This is a genomic window from Pseudomonas sp. S1_E05, assembly GCF_056337105.1.
This window is the reverse complement of record NZ_JBFRHM010000001.1, coordinates 525,807-544,930: the sequence shown is the minus strand read 5'-3', so window position 1 is coordinate 544,930 and position 19,124 is coordinate 525,807. Positions and strand designations below refer to the sequence as shown.

Genomic DNA, 19,124 nt, shown 5'->3' with positions numbered 1-19,124 from the left:
GGTGAAGACCACGCCCAAAGCTCCAGGCCAATGCGTTAAACTGGCGCCATTGCTGTCTGGAGCTACTTATGCGCGAAGAGTTGAACCAAGGCCTGATCGATTTCCTCAAGGCCTCCCCTACCCCATTCCATGCCACTGCCAGCCTCGTTCAGCGTCTGGAAGCGGCGGGCTATCAGCGCCTTGACGAACGCGAGCCCTGGAGCACCGAAGCCAACGGCCGTTACTACGTCACCCGCAATGACTCCTCGATCGTCGCCGTAAAAATGGGGCGCCAATCAGCGCTCTACGGCGGCATTCGCATGGTCGGCGCCCACACTGACAGCCCGTGCCTGCGGGTCAAGCCCCAGCCGGAACTGCAACGCCAGGGCTTCTGGCAACTGGGCGTCGAAGTCTATGGCGGTGCACTGCTTGCACCGTGGTTCGACCGCGACCTGTCCCTGGCCGGCCGGGTGACCTTTCGCCGCGATGGAAAGGTCGAAAGCCAACTGATCGACTTCAAGGCGCCGATCGCGATCATTCCGAACCTGGCCATTCACCTCAACCGTGAAGCCAACATGGGCTGGGCCATCAACGCCCAGACCGAATTGCCGCCGGTGCTTGCGCAATTTGCCGGCGACGAGCGAGTGGACTTCCGCGCGGTACTGACCAATCAGCTGGCACTGGAACACGGCCTGAACGCCGACGTGGTGCTCGATTACGAGCTGAGCTTCTACGACACGCAGAGCGCTGCCGTCATCGGTCTCAATGGTGACTTCATCGCGGGCGCACGCCTGGACAACCTGTTGTCATGCTACGCCGGCCTGCAAGCCCTGCTCACCGCCGACACTGACGAAACCTGCGTGCTGGTGTGCAATGACCACGAAGAAGTCGGTTCATGCTCCGCGTGCGGTGCGGACGGTCCAATGCTCGAACAGACCCTGCGTCGCCTGCTGCCCGAAGGTGACGAGTTCGTGCGCACCATTCAGAAATCGCTCCTGGTCTCGGCCGACAACGCCCACGGTGTACACCCCAACTACGCCGACAAGCACGACGCCAACCATGGCCCGAAACTCAACGCCGGCCCGGTGATCAAGGTCAACAGCAACCAGCGCTACGCCACCAACAGCGAAACCGCCGGATTCTTCCGCCACCTGTGCATGGCCGAAGAAGTGCCGGTGCAAAGTTTCGTGGTGCGCAGCGACATGGGCTGCGGCTCGACCATCGGCCCGATCACTGCCAGCCACCTGGGCGTACGCACCGTGGACATCGGCCTGCCGACGTTTGCCATGCACTCGATCCGCGAGTTGTGCGGCAGTCATGACCTGGCGCACCTAGTGAAGGTGCTCAGTGCGTTTTATGCGAGTCAGGAGCTACCGTAACCCGGTAAACACCACCCCTGTAGGAGCGAGCATGTCGAGGCGTCGAACCGTCGCGATGGTCGTTAACGATAACGTGGGCAATCTGACACCCCCCGGTGTCTGGGCCACCATCGCGAGCATGCTCGCTCCTACAGGTGACACGAAACCCGCCTAGACTTTTAATATCACCCACGACAAGGCAGTCCTCCATGATCTCGTTGTCTGCGTTCCACGCCATGCTGGTTCCTATCATCACCGGGATGATCCTGTTGGCGGTAGGCTTCAACTTTCGCGACAAAAATGCTGGCGTGTTCGCCATGTGGATCGGCATGCTGACCATCCTCGCCACGGTGGTCATCAAGATCCTCGTCAAAATCAACGAATAAATCCTCGCCCTCGACTCGCATTGGCTTTGGCGGGCTCGTACACTCGGTTGATCTGCTTTTCTGGAGGTTGACCGCCCAGTGTTCGCTCGCTTGCTCGCCCTGCCCTGCCTTTTCCTAGTCTGCCTGCTGGCGCTCTTACCGGTAGTGCCCGTCCAGGCCGCCGGCCTGCCGAGCCTGCTGAGCAGTTCGACACCCGCCCAGCCCGAGGCGCAGGAACCCCTCGGCCAGTCGTTGGACGAGGTCATCAAATCGCTGGAAAACGACCAGCAACGCGCCAAACTGCTGGCCGACCTGAAAAAGCTGCGCGACGCCACCAAAAAAGCCCAACCGGCCAGCGAAGAAGGTGTGCTTGGCTTGATCGGTGGCACGCTGAACCGCTTCGAACAACAGTTTTCCGGTGCCGACAGCCCGATCACCCGCTGGACAAGGGAGTTCTCCCTGGCCGATGACGAACTGCAAGCGCTGATACTGCCGGCCAACGAATGGCTGCCGATCATCTTTGCCTTCGCCATGATCCTGGCGCTGTGGAGCCTGCTGGCTGCCGCGCTGATCTGGCTGAGTCATCGAGTGCGGATGCGCTTTGGCCTGACCGAGGAACTGCCGCAACACCCCAGGGCCCTCGACATGCTGCGCTTTGCCCTGCGCAAACTCGGCCCCTGGATGATTGCCCTGGTGATCACCGTGTACATGAGCTACGCGCTGCCCTCATCGCTGGGTAAAAGCCTGGCGATGGTGCTGGCCTATGCACTGGTGGTCGGCACCTGTTTTTCGGCGATCTGCGTCATTGCCTTCTCCCTGCTCGATGGCCCGCATCGCCATCGCGCCTTGTACATCCTGCGCCATCAGGCCTTTCGCCCGCTCTGGCTGATCGGCAGCTTTGCCGCCTTCGGCGAAGCCTTGAACGACCCTCGACTGGTCACCAGCCTCGGCAGCCACCTGGCACACAGCGCGGCCACCGTCGCAAACGTGATGGCCGCTCTGTCCACCGGGCTGTTCATCCTCCGCTTCCGCCGCCCCATCGCCCACCTGATCCGCAACCAGCCGCTGTCACGGCGCCTGACACGACGCGCCCTCAGCGACACCATCGATATTCTCGGTACCTTTTGGTACGTGCCCGCCCTTGTGTTGGTCGCCATTTCACTGTTCGCCACGTTCCTTTCGGCCGGCGACACCAGCACCGCACTGCGCCAGTCGCTGATCTGCACGGTGCTGCTGGTGCTGTGCATGGTCATCAACGGACTGGTGCGCCGTCACTCGCAGAAACCGCAACGAGGACTGAAGCGTCATGCGCTGTACTCCGAGCGCTTGAAGGGGTTTTTCTACACGCTCGCGCATCTGTTGGTGTGGCTGGCATTCATCGAACTCGGCCTGCGGGTCTGGGGCATGTCGCTGATTGCGTTCACTGAAGGTGATGGCCATGAAGTCAGCGTCAAGTTGTTCAGCCTGGGCGGCACGTTGATCTTTGCCTGGCTGATCTGGATTCTCAGCGACACCGCGGTCCACCACGCCCTGACCCGCTCTCGCAAGGGCCTGGCGAACGCGCGGGCGCAGACGATGATGCCGCTGATCCGCAACGTGCTGTTCGTGGCGATTTTCATCGTGGCGCTGATCGTCGCACTGGCGAACATGGGCATGAACGTCACGCCACTGCTGGCCGGTGCCGGCGTGATCGGCCTGGCCATCGGTTTTGGCGCGCAGTCGCTGGTCGCCGACCTGATCACCGGGTTGTTCATCATCATCGAAGACTCCCTGGCCATCGACGACTACGTCGATGTCGGCGGCCACCTGGGCACCGTCGAGGGCTTGACCATCCGCACCGTGCGCCTGCGGGACATCGACGGCATCGTCCACACCATCCCGTTCAGCGAAATCAAGAGCATCAAGAACTACTCGCGGGAGTTCGGCTATGCGATTTTCCGCGTGGCGATCCCGGCCAACATGGACATCGACAACGCGATCAAGCTGATGCGCGACGTTGGCCAGAAGATGCGCAACGACCCGCTGCAACGGCGCAATATCTGGTCGCCGCTGGAGATCCAGGGCGTGGAGAGTTTCGAGTCAGGTAACGCGATCCTTCGCGCCCGGTTCAAGACGGCACCCATCAAGCAATGGGAGGTTTCCCGCGCCTTCAACCTGTCGCTCAAACGCCACCTGGACGAGGCCGGCCTGGACCTGGCGATGCCACGCATGAGCGTGCAGGTGGTGACGGCGGGGGGCGGCCAAGTCACCGAATAACCCCCATTACCTGTAGGAGCGAGCTTGTCGAGGCGTCGAACCGTCGCGATGGTCGTCAACGATGACGCAGGCTGCCTGATGCCCTGCGGTGCCTGAGCCTCCATCGCGACGGTTCGACGCCTCGACAAGCTCGCTCCTACAGGGGATGTGCCAAACGCAAAATACAGGCATAAAAAATCCCCGAACCAGTCGGGGATTTTTTACGTTCGATCAATCAACCCTAGGGCGGATCAATCTTCGCGGTAGCGACGCAGCTTGAGCTGCTTGCCGGCAACGCGAGTGTCCTTCAGCTTGGTCAGCAACTTCTCCAGACCATCTTCCGGCAGCTCGACGAGGCTGAAGCTGTCACGTACCTGGATGCGACCGATGGCCTCACGCGCCAAGCCACCTTCGTTAAGGATGGCGCCCAGCAGGTTCTTGGCAGCGATGCCATCACGCGCACCCAGCGCGGTACGGCAGCGAGCACGGCCTTCGCCCAAAGGCATTGGCGCACGACGCTCGCGATCACCACGATCAGGACGATCACCGGAACGCTCGGGACGATCACCACGCGGGGCACTGTTCGGCACCAGCGGACGTTCTTTCTCGATAGCGGCCAGGTTCAGCGCTTGACCGTTGGTAGCCTTGCGCAGCAGGGCTGCGGCCAGGGCACGCGGGCTGCAACCGATGTCGGCGGTCAGGCGATCGAGCAGATCACCATGGGTCGACTCGGCGTCAGCCACCAGCGGCGACAGGCTGTTGGTCAGTTTCTTGATACGCGCATCCAGAACGGCCTGGGCGTCCGGCAGGCGAACCTCGGCAACCTTCTGGCCAGTCACGCGCTCGATCACTTGCAGCATGCGACGCTCGCGAGGTGTCACCAGCAGCAATGCACGACCTTCGCGACCGGCACGGCCGGTACGGCCGATACGGTGAACATAGGACTCAGGATCGTACGGCATGTCGACGTTGAACACGTGAGTGATGCGCGGAACGTCCAGGCCACGAGCGGCAACGTCGGTCGCCACAACGATGTCCAGACGGCCATCCTTGAGGGAGTCGATCACGCGCTCACGCTGGTTCTGGGCAATGTCACCGTTCAGCGCAGCGGCTTTGTAGCCTTTGGCTTCCAGGGCGCTGGCCAGGTCCAGGGTCGCTTGCTTGGTACGCACGAACATGATCAGCGCGTCGAAATCTTCCACTTCCAGCAAGCTGAGAACGGCAGAAGTCTTCTGGTCGGCGTGAACCAACAGGTGAGCCTGTTCGATCGCGGTAACGGTCTGGGTTTTGCTCTGGATCTTCACGTGCTTTGGATCGCGCAGGTGACGCTCGGCGATGGCACGGATCGACTGCGGCAAGGTCGCCGAGAACAGTACGGTCTGACGGGTTTCCGGCATGGCCTTGAAGATGACTTCCAGGTCGTCCATGAAGCCCAGCTTGAGCATTTCGTCTGCTTCGTCGAGAACCAGGTGGTTCACGGTCTGCAGCACTTTTTCGTCGCGACGCAGGTGGTCGCACAGACGGCCCGGTGTGGCGACAACGATCTGTGCGCCATTACGGATTGCTTTCAATTGTGGGCCCATCGGCGCGCCGCCGTAGACAGCCACAACAGTTACGCCCGGCATTTGCTTGGCGTAGGTTTCGAAAGCGGTTGCAACTTGCAGCGCCAACTCACGGGTTGGGGCCAGGATCAGAGCTTGCGGCTCGCGCTTGGACGGATCGATGCGGTGCAGGATAGGCAGGGCAAAGGCAGCGGTTTTACCGGTACCGGTTTGCGCCTGACCAATCATATCGTGACCGGCGAGGATGATCGGGATCGACTGCTGCTGAATGGCCGAAGGCTCTTCATAGCCGGTAGCGACTACTGCAGCGACAATATTGGGATGAAGTTCAAGAGCGGCGAAGCCGCCGATTTCCTGGGTCATGGGTCTGCCTCTAAGTGCATCCGCAAAGACCCATGCTCCAAAGCTGCGCATGCCGTGTTGAGACTCAAGAGTCGCCCTGGCAGCTTTGTCGGCGGGGATTTGCGAAAACGTATGAATGAAAAAAGAAACGTCAAGGAAGAGCCCGCAAGGCGGACGTGCAGCCGAAGCTGGCTTCGAGTTGCGCTACCAAAACGCGGCCCGGTTAAAGGCCGGCGCGCACTATACCGGAATTCGCTCGGAATGGGAGGATTATTTGTCGGAAAACTGACGGATTCGTCGTTGTGTCACAGACTTTGCGGATTATCTGACGGCGGTCTACTTTTCAAAGGCCCGGCCTTGGCGGCGCTAAGGCTAAAACGTTTCACCCCCATCACGCCGCCCCTCCCCCAAATGCCTCCCGCGAGGAAAGTGCCCATGAACCAGCCTGCCCGCAGTCGTGTCACCCGTGAGCGCCACGGCCATGTCCTGTTGATTGGCCTCGACCGGGTGGCCAAACGCAACGCCTTCGACCTCGACCTGCTCAACGAACTGAGCCTGGCCTACGGTGAACTGGAGGCCGACAACGAAGCGCGGGTGGCCGTGGTGTTTGCCCATGGCGAGCACTTCACCGCCGGTCTCGACCTCCTCAGCGCCACCCCGGACCTGGCCAAAGGCTGGCAGGCGCCGCCCGGTGGTTGCGATCCCTGGGGCGTGTTCGCCGGGCCGAGGGTCAGCAAACCGGTGATCGTCGCTGTTCAAGGCTATTGCCTGACCATCGGCATCGAGCTGATGCTGGCGGCCGACATCAACCTGTGTGCGAGCAATACCCGCTTCGCCCAGAAAGAAGTCCAGCGCGGGATCTTCCCATTCGGTGGCGCAACGCTGCGCCTGCATCAGGTGGCTGGCTGGGGCAATGCCATGCGTTGGTTGCTGACCGGCGATGAATTCGACGCGCACGAGGCGTTGCACCTGGGCCTGGTGCAGGAAGTCATGGCCAGCGAAGATCTGCTGCCGCGCGCCATTGAATTGGCGCAACGCATCGCCCGGCAGGCGCCGCTGGGGGTTCAGGCAACGCTGATGTCGGCGCGGCAGGCGCGGTATGAGGGGGAGACGGTCGCGGCGAAGGAATTACCTGCGCTGGCGAAGAAGCTGCTGGAAAGCGAGGATGCCCGGGAGGGGGTGCGGTCGATGGTGGAGCGGCGGGCTGGGGTGTTCAAAGGGGTCTAGATTGTGGTGGGTGTCAGTTCTGGCCCCATCGTCGGAACGCCGCCCGGACCAAGCCCGCTCCCACAGTGATCGTGTTCACAATTCCCCCTGTAGGAGCGGGCTTGGTCCGGGCGGCGTTCCGACGATGAGGCCAGTCAAGCCCACTTATGTAGCCGGCCGAATCGCCTTGATCAGCGATTCCAGCGAATACCCCAACCGCGGAGCCAGCGCTTCGGCCCGGGCGATCAGGCCGTCCATGTCCAGTTCCTGATCCAGCTCCGAAGGCACGATCAGGATCACATTGCCCTCCTTCACGGGCAACTCCCAGTAATGGCGGTGATAAAGTCCACGCAGCAATGCCGCACCCAACGGTTTGCCATCGTCGGTGGCCCACTGGTTGATGACCAGCCAGCCGCCCGGGTTCAGGCGCTTCTGGCAATCCCCCAGGAAATTCCACGCCAGATGGCCGACGCCCGGCCCGACATCGGTGTAAAGGTCGACAAAAATCAGGTCTGCAGGCTCGGCGGTTTCCAGCAATTGCAGCGCATCGCCGACACGGATGTACAGGCGCGGATCATCATCGAGCCCGAGGTACTCAATGGCCAGTCGAGGCACGTCCGGGCGCAATTCGATGGCTTCGACGTCTTCCAGCGGCAGGAACTTCAGGCAGGCCTGGGTCAGAGTGCCAGCGCCAAGACCCAGGAACAGCGCGCTCTCCGGTTGCTCATGACACAGAGCGCCGATCAGCATCGCCCGGGTGTAATCGTATTCGAGCCAGCTCGGATCGGCGGTGAATACACAGCTCTGCTCAATGGCATCGCCAAACTCGAGAAAACGGTAATCGGCCACTTCCAGTACACGGATCACGCCAAACTCGTCCTGCACCTCGGCGAGCAGATGCTCGACGCGCTCCTCAGTCATTTCGTCTCCCGATCGTCACCCGGCCAGGCGACGCGATAAATACGGCAAAGGCGCGATTGTCGGCGAAGCGACGGGAACAGGTCACGCACTAATTTGCTGATACCATGAACGCCCGAGCGAATGACAACCGAGACCGTGATGAGCCAACCCTGGAGCCCTGACAGCTGGCGCGCCCTGCCGATCCAGCAACAACCCCTCTACCCCGACGCGGCGCACCTGCGCCAGGTCGAGCAGACCCTGGCCAGCTACCCGCCACTGGTGTTTGCCGGGGAAGCTCGGGAATTACGCCGTCAGTTTGCCGAAGTGACCCAGGGTCGCGCGTTTCTGTTGCAGGGCGGCGACTGCGCCGAAAGCTTCGCCGAGTTCTCCGCCGCGAAAATCCGCGATACCTTTAAAGTGCTGCTGCAAATGGCCATCGTCATGACCTTTGCCGCCGGCTGCCCGGTGGTCAAGGTCGGTCGCATGGCCGGCCAGTTCGCCAAGCCGCGTTCGGCGAACGACGAGACTCTCGACGGTGTGACCCTGCCGGCCTACCGTGGCGACATCGTCAACGGTATCGGTTTCGACGAAAAAAGCCGCGTACCGGACCCCGAGCGACTGCTGCAGTCCTACCACCAGTCCACTGCCACCCTGAACCTGCTGCGCGCCTTCGCCCAGGGCGGTTTTGCCGACCTGCACCAGGTGCACAAGTGGAACCTGGATTTCATCGCCAACTCCGCGCTGGCCGAGAAATACAGCCACTTGGCCGACCGCATCGATGAAACACTGGCGTTCATGCGTGCCTGCGGCATGGACAGTTCGCCTCAACTGCGCGAAACCAGTTTCTTCACCGCCCACGAAGCGTTGCTGCTGAACTACGAAGAAGCGTTCGTGCGCCGCGACAGCCTGACCAACGATTACTACGATTGCTCGGCGCACATGCTGTGGATCGGCGACCGTACCCGTCAGCTCGATGGTGCTCACGTCGAATTCCTGCGCGGGGTGAACAACCCGATCGGCGTCAAGGTCGGCCCAAGCATGGACCCCGAGGACCTGATCCGCCTGATCGACGTGCTCAATCCGGACAACGATCCGGGGCGCCTGAACCTGATCGCGCGAATGGGCGCGAACAAGGTCGGTGATCATCTGCCGGCGTTGATCCGTGCGGTGCAGCGCGAAGGGAAACAGGTGCTGTGGAGCAGCGACCCGATGCACGGCAACACCATCAAGGCCAGCAGTGGTTACAAGACCCGTGACTTCGCGCAGATCCTTGGCGAGGTAAAACAGTTCTTCCAGGTGCACGAGTCCGAAGGCACCTACGCCGGTGGCATTCATATCGAGATGACCGGGCAGAACGTCACCGAATGCATCGGCGGTGCGCGGCCGATTACCGAGGATGGCCTGTCGGACCGTTACCACACCCATTGTGATCCGCGGATGAATGCCGATCAGTCTCTGGAGTTGGCGTTCCTGATTGCCGAGACTTTAAAACAGGTTCGGCGGTGAATAGGTAAAACATCATTGCCTATTCGGCCGTCATCGCGGGCAAGCCCGCTCCCACAGGTTAAGTGAACACCAAAAATCCCTGTGCGAGCCTGCTCGCGATGAGGCTGGTTCAGACACCGCCAATCTGAGCCAATGGCCCCCGCAACCGATCCGCACTCACCCGCACACAATTCAACTGCACTCGCTCCAACCCCAGCCAATCAGCCATGCGCCGCAAATTCACGGCCAACGCCCACATCCCCGCCTCGTCCAGCCCCGGCTCTTCCTCATGCACGGCATGCACCGCCAGGCGCCCGTGCGCCCGCTCGGCGCGCAGATCGACCCGCGCAGCAATGCGTTCGTTGTGCAAAAATGGCAACACGTAATAGCCGTAGACCCGCTTTTCCTGAGGCGTGTAGATCTCCAGTCGGTAACGGAAATCGAACAGGCGCTCGGTGCGGCTGCGCTCCCAGATCAACGAGTCGAATGGCGAGAGCAAGGCGCTCGCTTCAAGCTTTCTCGGTACTTTCGGTTCAGGCAGGCAATACGCCGCCCGTTGCCATCCCTTCACCTCGCAAAGCTGCAATTGGCCCGCCTCCACCAGCTCGGCCAGGCGCGGACGCGCATCGCCCGGATTGAGGCGAAAGTAATCGCGCAGATCCTTCTCTGTCGCCACACCCAAGGCATTGGCCGCATGCAGCAACAGCGCGCGTTGCGCTTCCTCTTCGGTCAGCAGCGGCCGCTGCAGGATCGCCGCAGGAATCACCCGTTCCGGCAGATCGTATAGCCGCTCAAAGCCACGCCGCCCGGCCACGGTGACTTCGCCGGCAGCGAACAGCCATTCCAGCGCGTGCTTTTCCGCGCTCCAGTCCCACCAGGGCCCCGCCCGCTCCTCACGGGTCGACAGACTGCCGGCGCCCAGCGCGCCGAGCTCCTCCACCGATGCCATGACCCGGCGAATGGTGTCCTGCTGCTCGCGCCCGAACCGCGCCAGTTGCTGATAGATGTCTTCGCCACGGCTAGCACGTTGCATGCGCCAGCGCATCAACGGGTACATCGACAGCGGCAGCAAGGAAGCCTCGTGCCCCCAGTATTCGAACAGCGTGCGGCGCCGGCCCGAACTCCAGGCGGCCTGGTCGAGCACATCGGAGGAATAATGGCCTAGACGGGAGAACAGCGGGAGGTAGTGAGAACGCACCAGCGCATTGACTGAATCGATCTGCAAAAGACCGAGGCGTTCGATCACGCGATTGACATGGGCAGGCTTGACCACCGCCGGCGGCTGGCGCCCGTTGAACCCTTGGGCGGCCAGCGCCAGGCGGCGAGCCTGCTTGATGGAAAAGGACAGCGTTGCGGGCATGGGCATCTCCTTGTCTGCTCGCAACCTACCCCACGGGGAGAGGTTTTGTGTAGGTGTAGATGGCTCATTTGTGCATCGGGTCATCCCAGAATGGGCGGATGGCTTCATGCTCGACATCCGCACGACTGAGCCCGATGTCCTTCAACGCCTCGTCGCTCATGCCGGCCAGCAACTCGCGTTCGCGGTGCAACTCGTACCAGCGGCTGATCTTGTGCAGCAGGTCCGACACCACATGGATGGAATGTTTTTCAACCTCGGCATAACCTTTTTGACCTTTCATCTTGTTGCCCTCCGTTTGGGATGGCTCAAGTGTCTCGCCAGGGCTAAGATCAATCCAACGAATGTTTCTTATGCAACACATCTCGGAGATTGATGAATGTACCCGAGTATCGACACGGAAGTGCTGCGCACCTTTGTCGCCATCGCTGATCAGGGCGGTTTCACCCGCGCGGGGGAACTGGTCAACCGCACGCAATCGGCCGTGAGCATGCAGATGAAGCGGCTGGAAGAGGATGTCTTGCAGCGTCAATTGTTCCAGCGTGATGGGCGCCAGGTGAGGCTGACTGCCGAAGGCCAGGTGCTGCTCGGTTATGCCCGGCGCATCCTCAAGCTGCACAGCGAAGTGTTCAATACCCTGCGCGAGCCGCACATGGTCGGCACGGTACGCATCGGCACGCCCGACGATTATGTAATGCGCTTTCTGCCCGGCATCCTGCGGCGCTTTGCCCAGTCCTACCCGCTGATCCAGATCGAGGTGCACTGCGAATCATCAAAACAATTGCTGCTGCGCCAGGACCTCGATCTTTCCATCGTCACCCGCGAACCGGGCAACGAAATCGGCCAATTGTTGCGCAAGGAGCGTTTTGTCTGGGCCGAAGCACAGTGCTTCAGTGCCCACGAGCAGACTCCCCTGCCCCTGGCAATGTTCAACAGTGATTGCTTCTGCCGCCTGTGGGCGTGCAATGCGCTGGACGCCATGGGCCGCGATTATCGGGTGGCCTACAACAGCTCCAGCCTGTCGGCAATCATGGCCGTGGTCAGCGCCGGCCTCGCCATCACCGCGCAACTGGAAAGCCTGATTACGCCCGACATGCGCATCCTGGGCGAGGCAGAAGGCCTGCCTGAGCTGCCCGAGGCGAGCATCATGCTCCTGCGCAACCTGCATAATCCGTCACCGATCACCGAGTGCCTGGCCGAGCACATTGTCGAAGGCTTCAAACTTTAAACGCGAGCATCAACGCGCACAGCACCAGGAAGCCGCAGAACAGCCCGCGCAACAACCGCTCCGGCAACGCGTGGGCAACCTTCACGCCCCAACTGATGCTCATCAGACCACCAATGGCCAAAGGCACGCCGATCGTCCAGTCCACTTCATGGTGTACCGCGTAAGTCACCAGCGTGACGCCGGTACTCGGCAAAGCCAACGCCAGCGACAAACCCTGGGCCACCACCTGAGTGGTGCCGAACACGCTGGTCAGTACTGGCGTCGCCACCACCGCCCCGCCCACGCCGAACAGCCCGCCCATGGTGCCGGATGCCGCGCCGAGCACACCCAGCCAAGGCCAGGCGTAGTTCATCTGCGACTGAGCCGGTGCACTGGCCGCGAACATGCGGATCAAGTTGTAAACCGACAGCGCCACCAGGAACGCCACAAAGCCGATGCGCATGGTTTGCGCATCAACCCCTACCGCCCAGATCGAGCCGAGCCAGGCGAAACAGAAGCCCATCGACGCCAGTGGCAGCGCGTGGCGCAACTCGATGCGGTTGCGCTGGTGATAGCGCCACAGCGCGAGCATCACGTTGGGTACGACCATCACCAGCGCCGTTCCCTGGGCCATCTGCTGGTCGAGCCCAAACCAAACGCCTAGCAGCGGGATGGCGATCAACCCTCCACCGATGCCGAACAACCCGCCCAGAGTGCCCAGGGCGGCGCCAAAAACGACGTACAACAAAAACTCGATCACGAAGGGATTTCCTATTAGCACAGGCCTTTCATCCTACGCAGTCAACGATGGCGGGGAAACGCACAGCAGCGCACAATGGCTGTGCCAAATTCGCACAAGCAAAAGTGACACATGAACCCCACGCAACTGACCGGGCAACTCGGGCTTTTTCTCGACGTCCTTGAAACGGGCAGCTTCTCTGCGGCCTCCCGCCGTCATCCGCTGACGCCGTCGGCGGTGGCACGGCGCATCGACAGCCTGGAAACCGCTGTTGGCAGCCAATTGTTTATCCGCAGCACCCATGCCGTGCGCGCCACACCCGCTGGACTTGCCTTTGCTGAACGGGCGCGACGGATTGTGGCGGAGTTGCAGTTGGCCCGCGCCGAAGCCGTGTCCCTGAGCAGCGCGCCGGAAGGCCTGATCCGCATCGATGCCCCCGCCGCATTCGGGCGTCGCCATCTGGCGCCCGTGATTGCAGATTTTCTCATGCTATACCCCGGCCTCGACGTACAACTGCACCTGATCGACAGCTTTGTCGACATGCAGGGGTTAAACCTGGGTAAAGTCGATCTGGTGCTGCGTGCCGGACAGATGGCCGATACCCGCCTTGTCGCCACACCGCTGGCAAGCATGGTGCGTATTGCGTGCGCCAGCCCCGACTACCTGAAACGTCGTGGCATGCCGACCGACCCCGCGCAACTGATCGAACACGACGGGCTCGACTGGGATGGCCTGGCCCCGCCGTTCGCCTGGCGCTTCGAGCGAGATGGACAACTGCATCTGCACCGCCCGGCGCGCATCCGCATGAGCGCCAATAATGCCGAGGCGCTGGTGTGCGGCGCGCTCGCCGGTTTGGGGATTGCCCACTTACCCACTTGGCTGGCCAGCGAGTACCTGCTGCGCGGTGAGTTGCTACCGCTGTTTTGCGACAACGGATTGCCAGCACCAGAAACGACGGGGATCTACGCCCTGCGCCTGGAACAGCAATCCAACACACGCAGTCGCCTGTTGCTGGAATACCTGAAAACCCGATTCAGCCCTGTCCCGCCGTGGGATCTGGCCTTGCAGCGCAACCTCGACCGACATTAGGTCGAAATTGTCTGGCGCATTAAACATTGGACCGCTAGATTCAGCAGACCATTTACCAAGGTTTAGAAATGACCACCGACCGCGACACCCAAGACAATTGCGACGACTTGCTGCTGGATAACCAGGCCTGTTTCGCCCTGCATTCCACCTCGCTGCTGATGACCAAGGTCTACAAACCACTGCTCAAGGCACTGGACCTGACGTATCCGCAGTACCTGGCAATGATGGTGTTGTGGGAAGAGGACGGTTTGACCGTAGGCGAGATCAGCACGCGACTACTGACCGATCCCGGTTCATTGACCCCGCTGCTCAAGCGCCTGGAAGCCGAAGGCCTGCTCAGCCGCACCCGCAGCCGCGAGGACGAGCGGGTGGTCATTGTCGAACTGACCGAACAAGGTCGGGCCCTGCGAGACAAGGCCCGCAGCATCCCCCAATGCATCCTCGGCGCCAGCGGCATGACGCTGGAGCGATTGCAGAACCTGCAAAAGGAACTGCAAGTGCTGCGCGGTAATTTGCAGAACAGTCTTTAAGACTCCACCGATCCGGCTGCCCCCCGCCGCCCCTGTGGGAGCGAGCCTGCTCGCGATTGCGTTGCCACATCCAGCATGGAAGTTGACCGACGCGCTGCCTCGCGAGCAGGCTCACTCCCACAAAAGTCAAAATTTTCGCAACAAAAAAATCCTGCCAAAACCCCTCTAGATCAACCATCCCAGCCCATCTAACCGCTGCTGGAGGCAGTACAGCGCATTTTTTTCAAAAATTTATCTTGCGCGCTAACTATTGGCGCGCTACATTCACCTCGCACTTAGTTAACGCGCAAACATTTAGCGCGAAATAATCCAACTCCGAACGAGGCTTACATCATGCAAACTCTCTACACCGCAATCGCAACCTCCACTGGCGGCCGTGACGGTCGTGCGGTTTCCAGCGACAACATCCTCGACGTCAAACTCGCTACCCCAAAAGAGCTCGGCGGTGCCGGCGGCGCAGCCACCAACCCTGAGCAACTGTTCGCCGCCGGTTACTCGGCCTGCTTCATCGGCGCCCTGAAATTTGTTGCCAGCCAGACCAAGCGCAGCATCCCGGCAGATGCCTCGATTACTGCCCATGTCGGCATCGGCCAGATTCCTGGCGGTTTCGGCCTGGACATCGATCTGCACATCAGCCTGCCAGGCCTGGAACAAGCCGATGCACAAGCGCTGGTCGACGCCGCTCACCAGGTTTGCCCGTACTCCAACGCCACGCGTGGCAACGTTGATGTGCGTCTGCACGTGGCCGTCTAACTGCTGGTAACCCAAGCCCGAACAGGAAAAGAACATGAACACTTTCAGCAAAGTCTTGACCGGTACCCTGCTCGCTCTGTCCGTCCACAGCGCATTCGCCGGCGACGTTGAACACAACACCCAGGCGTTCCTGGATGTGTTGAACGCCGGCACCGGCAAACCGATGGAACAGATGACCCCCAAAGACGCCCGCGCCGTGCTGGTGGGTGCGCAATCGGGGGTGAAGCTGACGCTGCCAAAAGCCGATGTCAGCGAGAAGACGATTCAGGTCGACGGACAATCGATCAGCCTGACCATCGTTCGGCCGGCCGGGGTCAAGGGCGAGCTGCCGGTGTTCATGTTCTTCCACGGCGGTGGCTGGGTGCTGGGGGACTTCCCGACTCACGAACGACTGGTACGTGACCTGGTGGCGGGGTCGGGGGCAGCGGCGGTATTCGTCAATTACACCCCCTCGCCGGAAGCGCATTACCCGGTGGCCATCAACCAGGCTTACGCCGCGACCAAGTGGGTGGCCGAGCACGGCAAGGACATCAATGTCGACGGCAAGCGCCTGGCAGTGGCCGGCAACAGCGTCGGCGGCAACATGGCAGCCGTTGTCGCCCTGATGGCCAAGGACAAGGGCACGCCTGCGATCAAGTTCCAGGTGCTGCTGTGGCCGGTGACCGACGCCAACTTCGACACCGGGTCCTACAACCAGTTTGCCGAGGGGCACTTCCTGACCCGCAACATGATGAAGTGGTTCTGGGACAACTACACCACCGACGCCAAACAGCGCAACGAGATCTACGCCTCGCCGCTGCGCGCCACCACCGCCCAGCTCAAGGGCCTGCCACCTGCCCTGGTGCAGACCGCCGGTGCCGATGTGCTGCGCGATGAAGGTGAAGCCTATGCCCGCAAGCTCGACGAAGCCGGCGTTCCGGTGACCTCGGTTCGCTACAACGGCATGATCCACGATTACGGTTTGCTCAACGTCGTCAGCCAGGTGCCGGCAGTGCGCTCGGCCATGCTGCAGGCATCGCAAGAGCTCAAGGAACACCTGAAATAATCACCCACCCGCCGTCCCTGTAGGAGCGAGCTTGCTCGCGATGCAAGTCCAGAAAACGCGGAGAACCAGATACCCCGCGTTATCGTTGACGATCATCGCGAGCGTGCTCGCTCCTACAGAGGGACGACAGGCACAAAAAAGCCCGACTCAATGGTCGGGCTTTTTCATTCCTCAAGCAGTGCTTATTTCGCACGGCCTTTGTAGGAACCGCCTTCGCGGGTATCGATCTCGATCATATCGCCGATTTCGATGAAGTCAGCAACCGACAGCTCGGTACCGTTCTTCAGTTTGGCAGGCTTCATCACCTTGCCCGAAGTGTCACCGCGAGCGGAACCTTCGGTGTAGTCAACCTGACGCACGATGGTGGTCGGCAGCTCCACGGATACCAGGCGCTCTTCGAAGAACACGGCTTCGCAAACGTCGGTCATGCCTTCTTCCACGAATGGCAGAACGCTTTCGATGTCTTCGGCGTTCAGCTCGTACATGGTGTAGTCAGTGGTGTCCATGAACGTGTAGGTGTCGCCGCTGATGAAGGACAGGGTCGCTTCTTTACGGTCGAGGATCACGTCGTCCAGTTTGTCGTCCGCACCGTAAACGGTTTCGGTCTTGTAACCGGTGAGCAGGTTCTTCAGCTTGGTCTTCATGATCGCGCTGTTACGGCCCGATTTGGTGAATTCAGCTTTCTGAACCAGCCAAGGATCGTTGTCGATACGGATCACGGTACCGGGTTTGAGTTCTTTACCAGTTTTCATTGCGAATATCCGAATTTGGATGGGAGTTACTAAAATCTAGGCCGCGTATCATAGCCAATTTAGGTAAAACTGTACCAGCGCCGCGGCAAGATCCGCCCGCGAGGCCTGTTCCAGACACCACGCCTCAGCATGTTTTTGCAGTTCCGGCCAGTGTTTACGGGTCACCTGCCACTGATCGGCCACCGCATGGCCGCCATTCCATGCCCGCCAAAGACCGCTGATCGCCTCGCGAGCCGGCGCCGAAAGCCCTTGGGTGTACAACGTCAGGAAGGCCTCGAGCTTGTCCAGATGGATGTCTTCGTCCTGTCGATAGATATGCCAGAGCAGCGGCCGCCCCGCCCATTGCGCCCGAACGAACGAGTCTTCGCCGCGCACCGCGTTGAAATCACAGCTCCACAACAGTCGGTCATATTGATCCTGGCGGACGAATGGCAGCACTTGCACGGTGACGGACTCGCGCCGGTGCACAGCACCCGGTGCCAGGCCATCGACCCCAAGCCAACGCTGGACATCGCCCAGAATCCGCCCTTCCGGCACCAGCAGGTGCGTCGGCAACGCGTCTGCCGCCATCACGTCGAGCCAACTGGCCAACCCCGGGTTTTCGTAGGCAAACAGCGAGATCAATTGCGCATCCTGCGCGGGATGGATCCCTAGACTGAGCAGGAATTCTCGTTGAGCCTCGGGGCTTTGCTGAAAATGCCGACGCTGCTCAAGTAAACCGCGTTCACGCAGCAGGCCACCGGTGCCCACCTGGAACCCGGGAAAGAAAAAGTATTTCTGTACGTTTTTGTACTTCACCGAAGGCAAGCCGTGACAGCCAATGACCCAGTCTTCGGCACTCAGGTAATCGAGGTTCATCCACAACGGCGCCTTGTCTCGTGCCGCCATGGCGTCCATGTAGGCACTTGGCAGCTGGCAGGCGAAAGCGGCGATCACGACATCCGAAGCATCCGCAACATCCGTGGGCAGCCAGTCGGCTGGCCAATGGCGCACATCGACACCTTCCTGCCATTGCTGAGTGGCATGAATATCGATGCCCGGGCAGAGGCGCTCGAACGCACGCAAATCATCGACCCACAACCGCACCGCCAGCGAGTGTTCGGCCACCAGTTGTCGGGCCAGGCGCCAGGTCACGCCGATGTCACCGAAGTTGTCGACCACGGTGCAGAAGATATCCCAGCGGGTTTTCATTTCAGGCATTCCAGGTTCCCGTTGGCAAAAGCGTCGATTGTCCGCATAAATTACCCGGTGCAGAAGAGCCGACGGCGATTAATCTTCATGCGACAATCGCCACTTGCCCGCCACCACCCGCCAGGAGGCAACCATGCCCCACCGCACCAACCCTCGCCGAACTTTGCCAAGTCGGCTCAACGCCCTGCAACTGACAGGCAGCATAGCCCTGGGTGTGTGGCTGGGATTCATTGCAATCGCATTGACCTGCTGGCTCGCCTCGCGCTTGCTGTTTACCGAACAACTGGCGCCCGTGGCTCAGGCGGTGCACCAACTGGCCAACCCGCCCGTGATACAACAGGCGCCCGACCTGCCCCCTCCAAGTCCGCAGTTCGAGCAGTACGAAGAAAACCTGCGCAAGAACGAACAGGCACAACGACTGGACCAGGCGCGCAGCAGCAATCGCAACCTGTCCAACCCCAAATGCCAGTTCTGGCTGCAACAGGACCGAACAGCGCCCAGCGAAAAAAGCCGCGCCAATGTCCTGCAATTCTGCGATTGATCATGAACAAGACGACCGTCCACCAACTGATTATCGACAGGCTGAAGATCGATCTCGACGTCGCCGAGCGTGCCGCGCAAACCGCCTACGAAACCGCCACCCACGAAGAAAACGTCGCCGAGAACAAGTACGACACCCTGGGGCTGGAGGCCTCTTACCTGGCGACCGGGCAAGCGCGACGCATGGAAGAAATCAGGCAGTCATTGACGCTGTGCCAAAACCTGACGCTGCGGGCCTATGATGATCAGCGCGGCATCGAAGTCGGCGCGCTGCTCGGCCTGGAGGACGAAACGGGTCGTGAACAATGGCTGTTCCTGGCGCCCGACGCGGCAGGCTTGAAAGTCGACCTGGTGGGCCAACTGATCACGGTCATCACCCCTCGCTCACCGCTGGGCAAAAGCCTGCTGGGCAAATTCGAGGGAGATGAAGTGGAGATTGTGGTGGCGGGCGCTCGGCAACAGTTCTCTGTCACCGAGGTCATTTGACGG

The 19,124-nt window shown here is 61.1% G+C and carries 19 protein-coding genes; 12 read left to right on the top strand and 7 right to left on the bottom strand.

Annotated features, from left to right (window positions below; genetic code table 11):
- Positions 1-68: 68 nt before the first annotated feature.
- The 3 genes from AB4N33_RS02355 to AB4N33_RS02345 all read left to right on the top strand — a co-directional run bounded on the left by AB4N33_RS02355 (position 69) and on the right by AB4N33_RS02345 (position 3,958).
- Positions 69-1,358 (top strand): M18 family aminopeptidase, encoded by a 1,290-nt coding sequence (locus AB4N33_RS02355; protein WP_460141315.1) that lies wholly within the window; start codon positions 69-71, stop codon positions 1,356-1,358.
- Positions 1,359-1,546: 188 nt separating this feature from the next.
- Entirely contained in the window at positions 1,547-1,723 is a 177-nt protein-coding gene (locus AB4N33_RS02350; RefSeq protein WP_460122683.1) for a hypothetical protein, read from the top strand.
- Positions 1,724-1,801: 78 nt separating this feature from the next.
- Positions 1,802-3,958 (top strand): mechanosensitive ion channel family protein, encoded by a 2,157-nt coding sequence (locus AB4N33_RS02345; protein ID WP_476456326.1) that lies wholly within the window; start codon positions 1,802-1,804, stop codon positions 3,956-3,958.
- 230 nt (positions 3,959-4,188) lie between these two features.
- Here the strand turns inward: AB4N33_RS02345 and AB4N33_RS02340 are convergent, their stop codons facing one another.
- Positions 4,189-5,862 carry a DEAD/DEAH box helicase gene (locus tag AB4N33_RS02340; RefSeq protein ID WP_460122679.1) on the bottom strand — a complete coding sequence of 558 codons (1,674 nt, stop codon included), beginning with the start codon at positions 5,860-5,862 and terminating at the stop codon, positions 4,189-4,191.
- Positions 5,863-6,276: 414 nt separating this feature from the next.
- Here AB4N33_RS02340 and AB4N33_RS02335 point away from each other — a divergent pair, with 414 nt between their 5' ends.
- Positions 6,277-7,068, top strand: a complete 792-nt coding sequence (locus AB4N33_RS02335) for a crotonase/enoyl-CoA hydratase family protein (RefSeq protein ID WP_476456325.1) — start codon at positions 6,277-6,279, stop codon at positions 7,066-7,068.
- A 144-nt stretch (positions 7,069-7,212) separates the two neighbouring features.
- Here the strand turns inward: AB4N33_RS02335 and AB4N33_RS02330 are convergent, their stop codons facing one another.
- The gene (locus tag AB4N33_RS02330) at positions 7,213-7,968 is read right to left on the bottom strand and encodes a spermidine synthase (protein WP_460122674.1); all 756 of its coding nucleotides are present in this window, start codon (positions 7,966-7,968) and stop codon (positions 7,213-7,215) included.
- A 138-nt stretch (positions 7,969-8,106) separates the two neighbouring features.
- On the opposite strand from AB4N33_RS02330, the gene AB4N33_RS02325 reads away from it, so the two are divergent.
- The gene (locus tag AB4N33_RS02325) at positions 8,107-9,453 is read left to right on the top strand and encodes a class II 3-deoxy-7-phosphoheptulonate synthase (protein ID WP_476456324.1); all 1,347 of its coding nucleotides are present in this window, start codon (positions 8,107-8,109) and stop codon (positions 9,451-9,453) included.
- Positions 9,454-9,562: 109 nt separating this feature from the next.
- On the opposite strand, the gene AB4N33_RS02320 is transcribed toward AB4N33_RS02325, so the two are convergent.
- On the bottom strand, positions 9,563-10,792 hold the full coding sequence (locus tag AB4N33_RS02320) for a winged helix-turn-helix domain-containing protein (protein WP_476456323.1): 1,230 nt from the start codon (positions 10,790-10,792) through the stop codon (positions 9,563-9,565).
- Positions 10,793-10,856: 64 nt separating this feature from the next.
- The gene (locus AB4N33_RS02315) at positions 10,857-11,072 is read right to left on the bottom strand and encodes a DUF1127 domain-containing protein (RefSeq protein ID WP_368559069.1); all 216 of its coding nucleotides are present in this window, start codon (positions 11,070-11,072) and stop codon (positions 10,857-10,859) included.
- Positions 11,073-11,168: 96 nt separating this feature from the next.
- Here AB4N33_RS02315 and AB4N33_RS02310 point away from each other — a divergent pair, with 96 nt between their 5' ends.
- Positions 11,169-12,017 (top strand): LysR substrate-binding domain-containing protein, encoded by an 849-nt coding sequence (locus tag AB4N33_RS02310; RefSeq protein ID WP_460122669.1) that lies wholly within the window; start codon positions 11,169-11,171, stop codon positions 12,015-12,017.
- Here AB4N33_RS02310 and AB4N33_RS02305 read toward each other — a convergent pair.
- On the bottom strand, positions 12,007-12,756 hold the full coding sequence (locus tag AB4N33_RS02305) for a sulfite exporter TauE/SafE family protein (RefSeq protein WP_460122668.1): 750 nt from the start codon (positions 12,754-12,756) through the stop codon (positions 12,007-12,009). The genes AB4N33_RS02310 and AB4N33_RS02305 overlap by 11 nt on opposite strands.
- A gap of 111 nt (positions 12,757-12,867) precedes the next feature.
- Here AB4N33_RS02305 and AB4N33_RS02300 point away from each other — a divergent pair, with 111 nt between their 5' ends.
- The 4 genes from AB4N33_RS02300 to AB4N33_RS02285 all read left to right on the top strand — a co-directional run bounded on the left by AB4N33_RS02300 (position 12,868) and on the right by AB4N33_RS02285 (position 16,152).
- A complete protein-coding gene (locus tag AB4N33_RS02300) occupies positions 12,868-13,824 on the top strand; it encodes a LysR family transcriptional regulator (RefSeq protein ID WP_460122667.1) in 957 nt (318 codons plus the stop codon).
- A gap of 68 nt (positions 13,825-13,892) precedes the next feature.
- Positions 13,893-14,354 (top strand): MarR family winged helix-turn-helix transcriptional regulator, encoded by a 462-nt coding sequence (locus AB4N33_RS02295; RefSeq protein WP_476456322.1) that lies wholly within the window; start codon positions 13,893-13,895, stop codon positions 14,352-14,354.
- 333 nt (positions 14,355-14,687) lie between these two features.
- A complete protein-coding gene (locus AB4N33_RS02290; protein WP_460141312.1) occupies positions 14,688-15,107 on the top strand; it encodes an organic hydroperoxide resistance protein in 420 nt (139 codons plus the stop codon).
- A gap of 34 nt (positions 15,108-15,141) precedes the next feature.
- Complete coding sequence (locus AB4N33_RS02285; protein ID WP_460122661.1) at positions 15,142-16,152, top strand: alpha/beta hydrolase; 1,011 nt, start codon at positions 15,142-15,144, stop codon at positions 16,150-16,152.
- A 182-nt stretch (positions 16,153-16,334) separates the two neighbouring features.
- Here AB4N33_RS02285 and AB4N33_RS02280 read toward each other — a convergent pair whose 3' ends face one another.
- Both AB4N33_RS02280 and earP read right to left on the bottom strand, forming a co-directional pair.
- Complete coding sequence (locus tag AB4N33_RS02280; RefSeq protein ID WP_003226785.1) at positions 16,335-16,904, bottom strand: elongation factor P; 570 nt, start codon at positions 16,902-16,904, stop codon at positions 16,335-16,337.
- A 48-nt stretch (positions 16,905-16,952) separates the two neighbouring features.
- Positions 16,953-18,104 (bottom strand): elongation factor P maturation arginine rhamnosyltransferase EarP, encoded by a 1,152-nt coding sequence (gene earP / locus AB4N33_RS02275; RefSeq protein WP_476456321.1) that lies wholly within the window; start codon positions 18,102-18,104, stop codon positions 16,953-16,955.
- Positions 18,105-18,228: 124 nt separating this feature from the next.
- Here earP and AB4N33_RS02270 point away from each other — a divergent pair, with 124 nt between their 5' ends.
- Positions 18,229-18,636 carry a hypothetical protein gene (locus AB4N33_RS02270; protein ID WP_476456320.1) on the top strand — a complete coding sequence of 136 codons (408 nt, stop codon included), beginning with the start codon at positions 18,229-18,231 and terminating at the stop codon, positions 18,634-18,636.
- A gap of 2 nt (positions 18,637-18,638) precedes the next feature.
- Positions 18,639-19,121 carry a GreA/GreB family elongation factor gene (locus tag AB4N33_RS02265; RefSeq protein WP_460141308.1) on the top strand — a complete coding sequence of 161 codons (483 nt, stop codon included), beginning with the start codon at positions 18,639-18,641 and terminating at the stop codon, positions 19,119-19,121.
- Positions 19,122-19,124 lie beyond the last annotated feature (3 nt).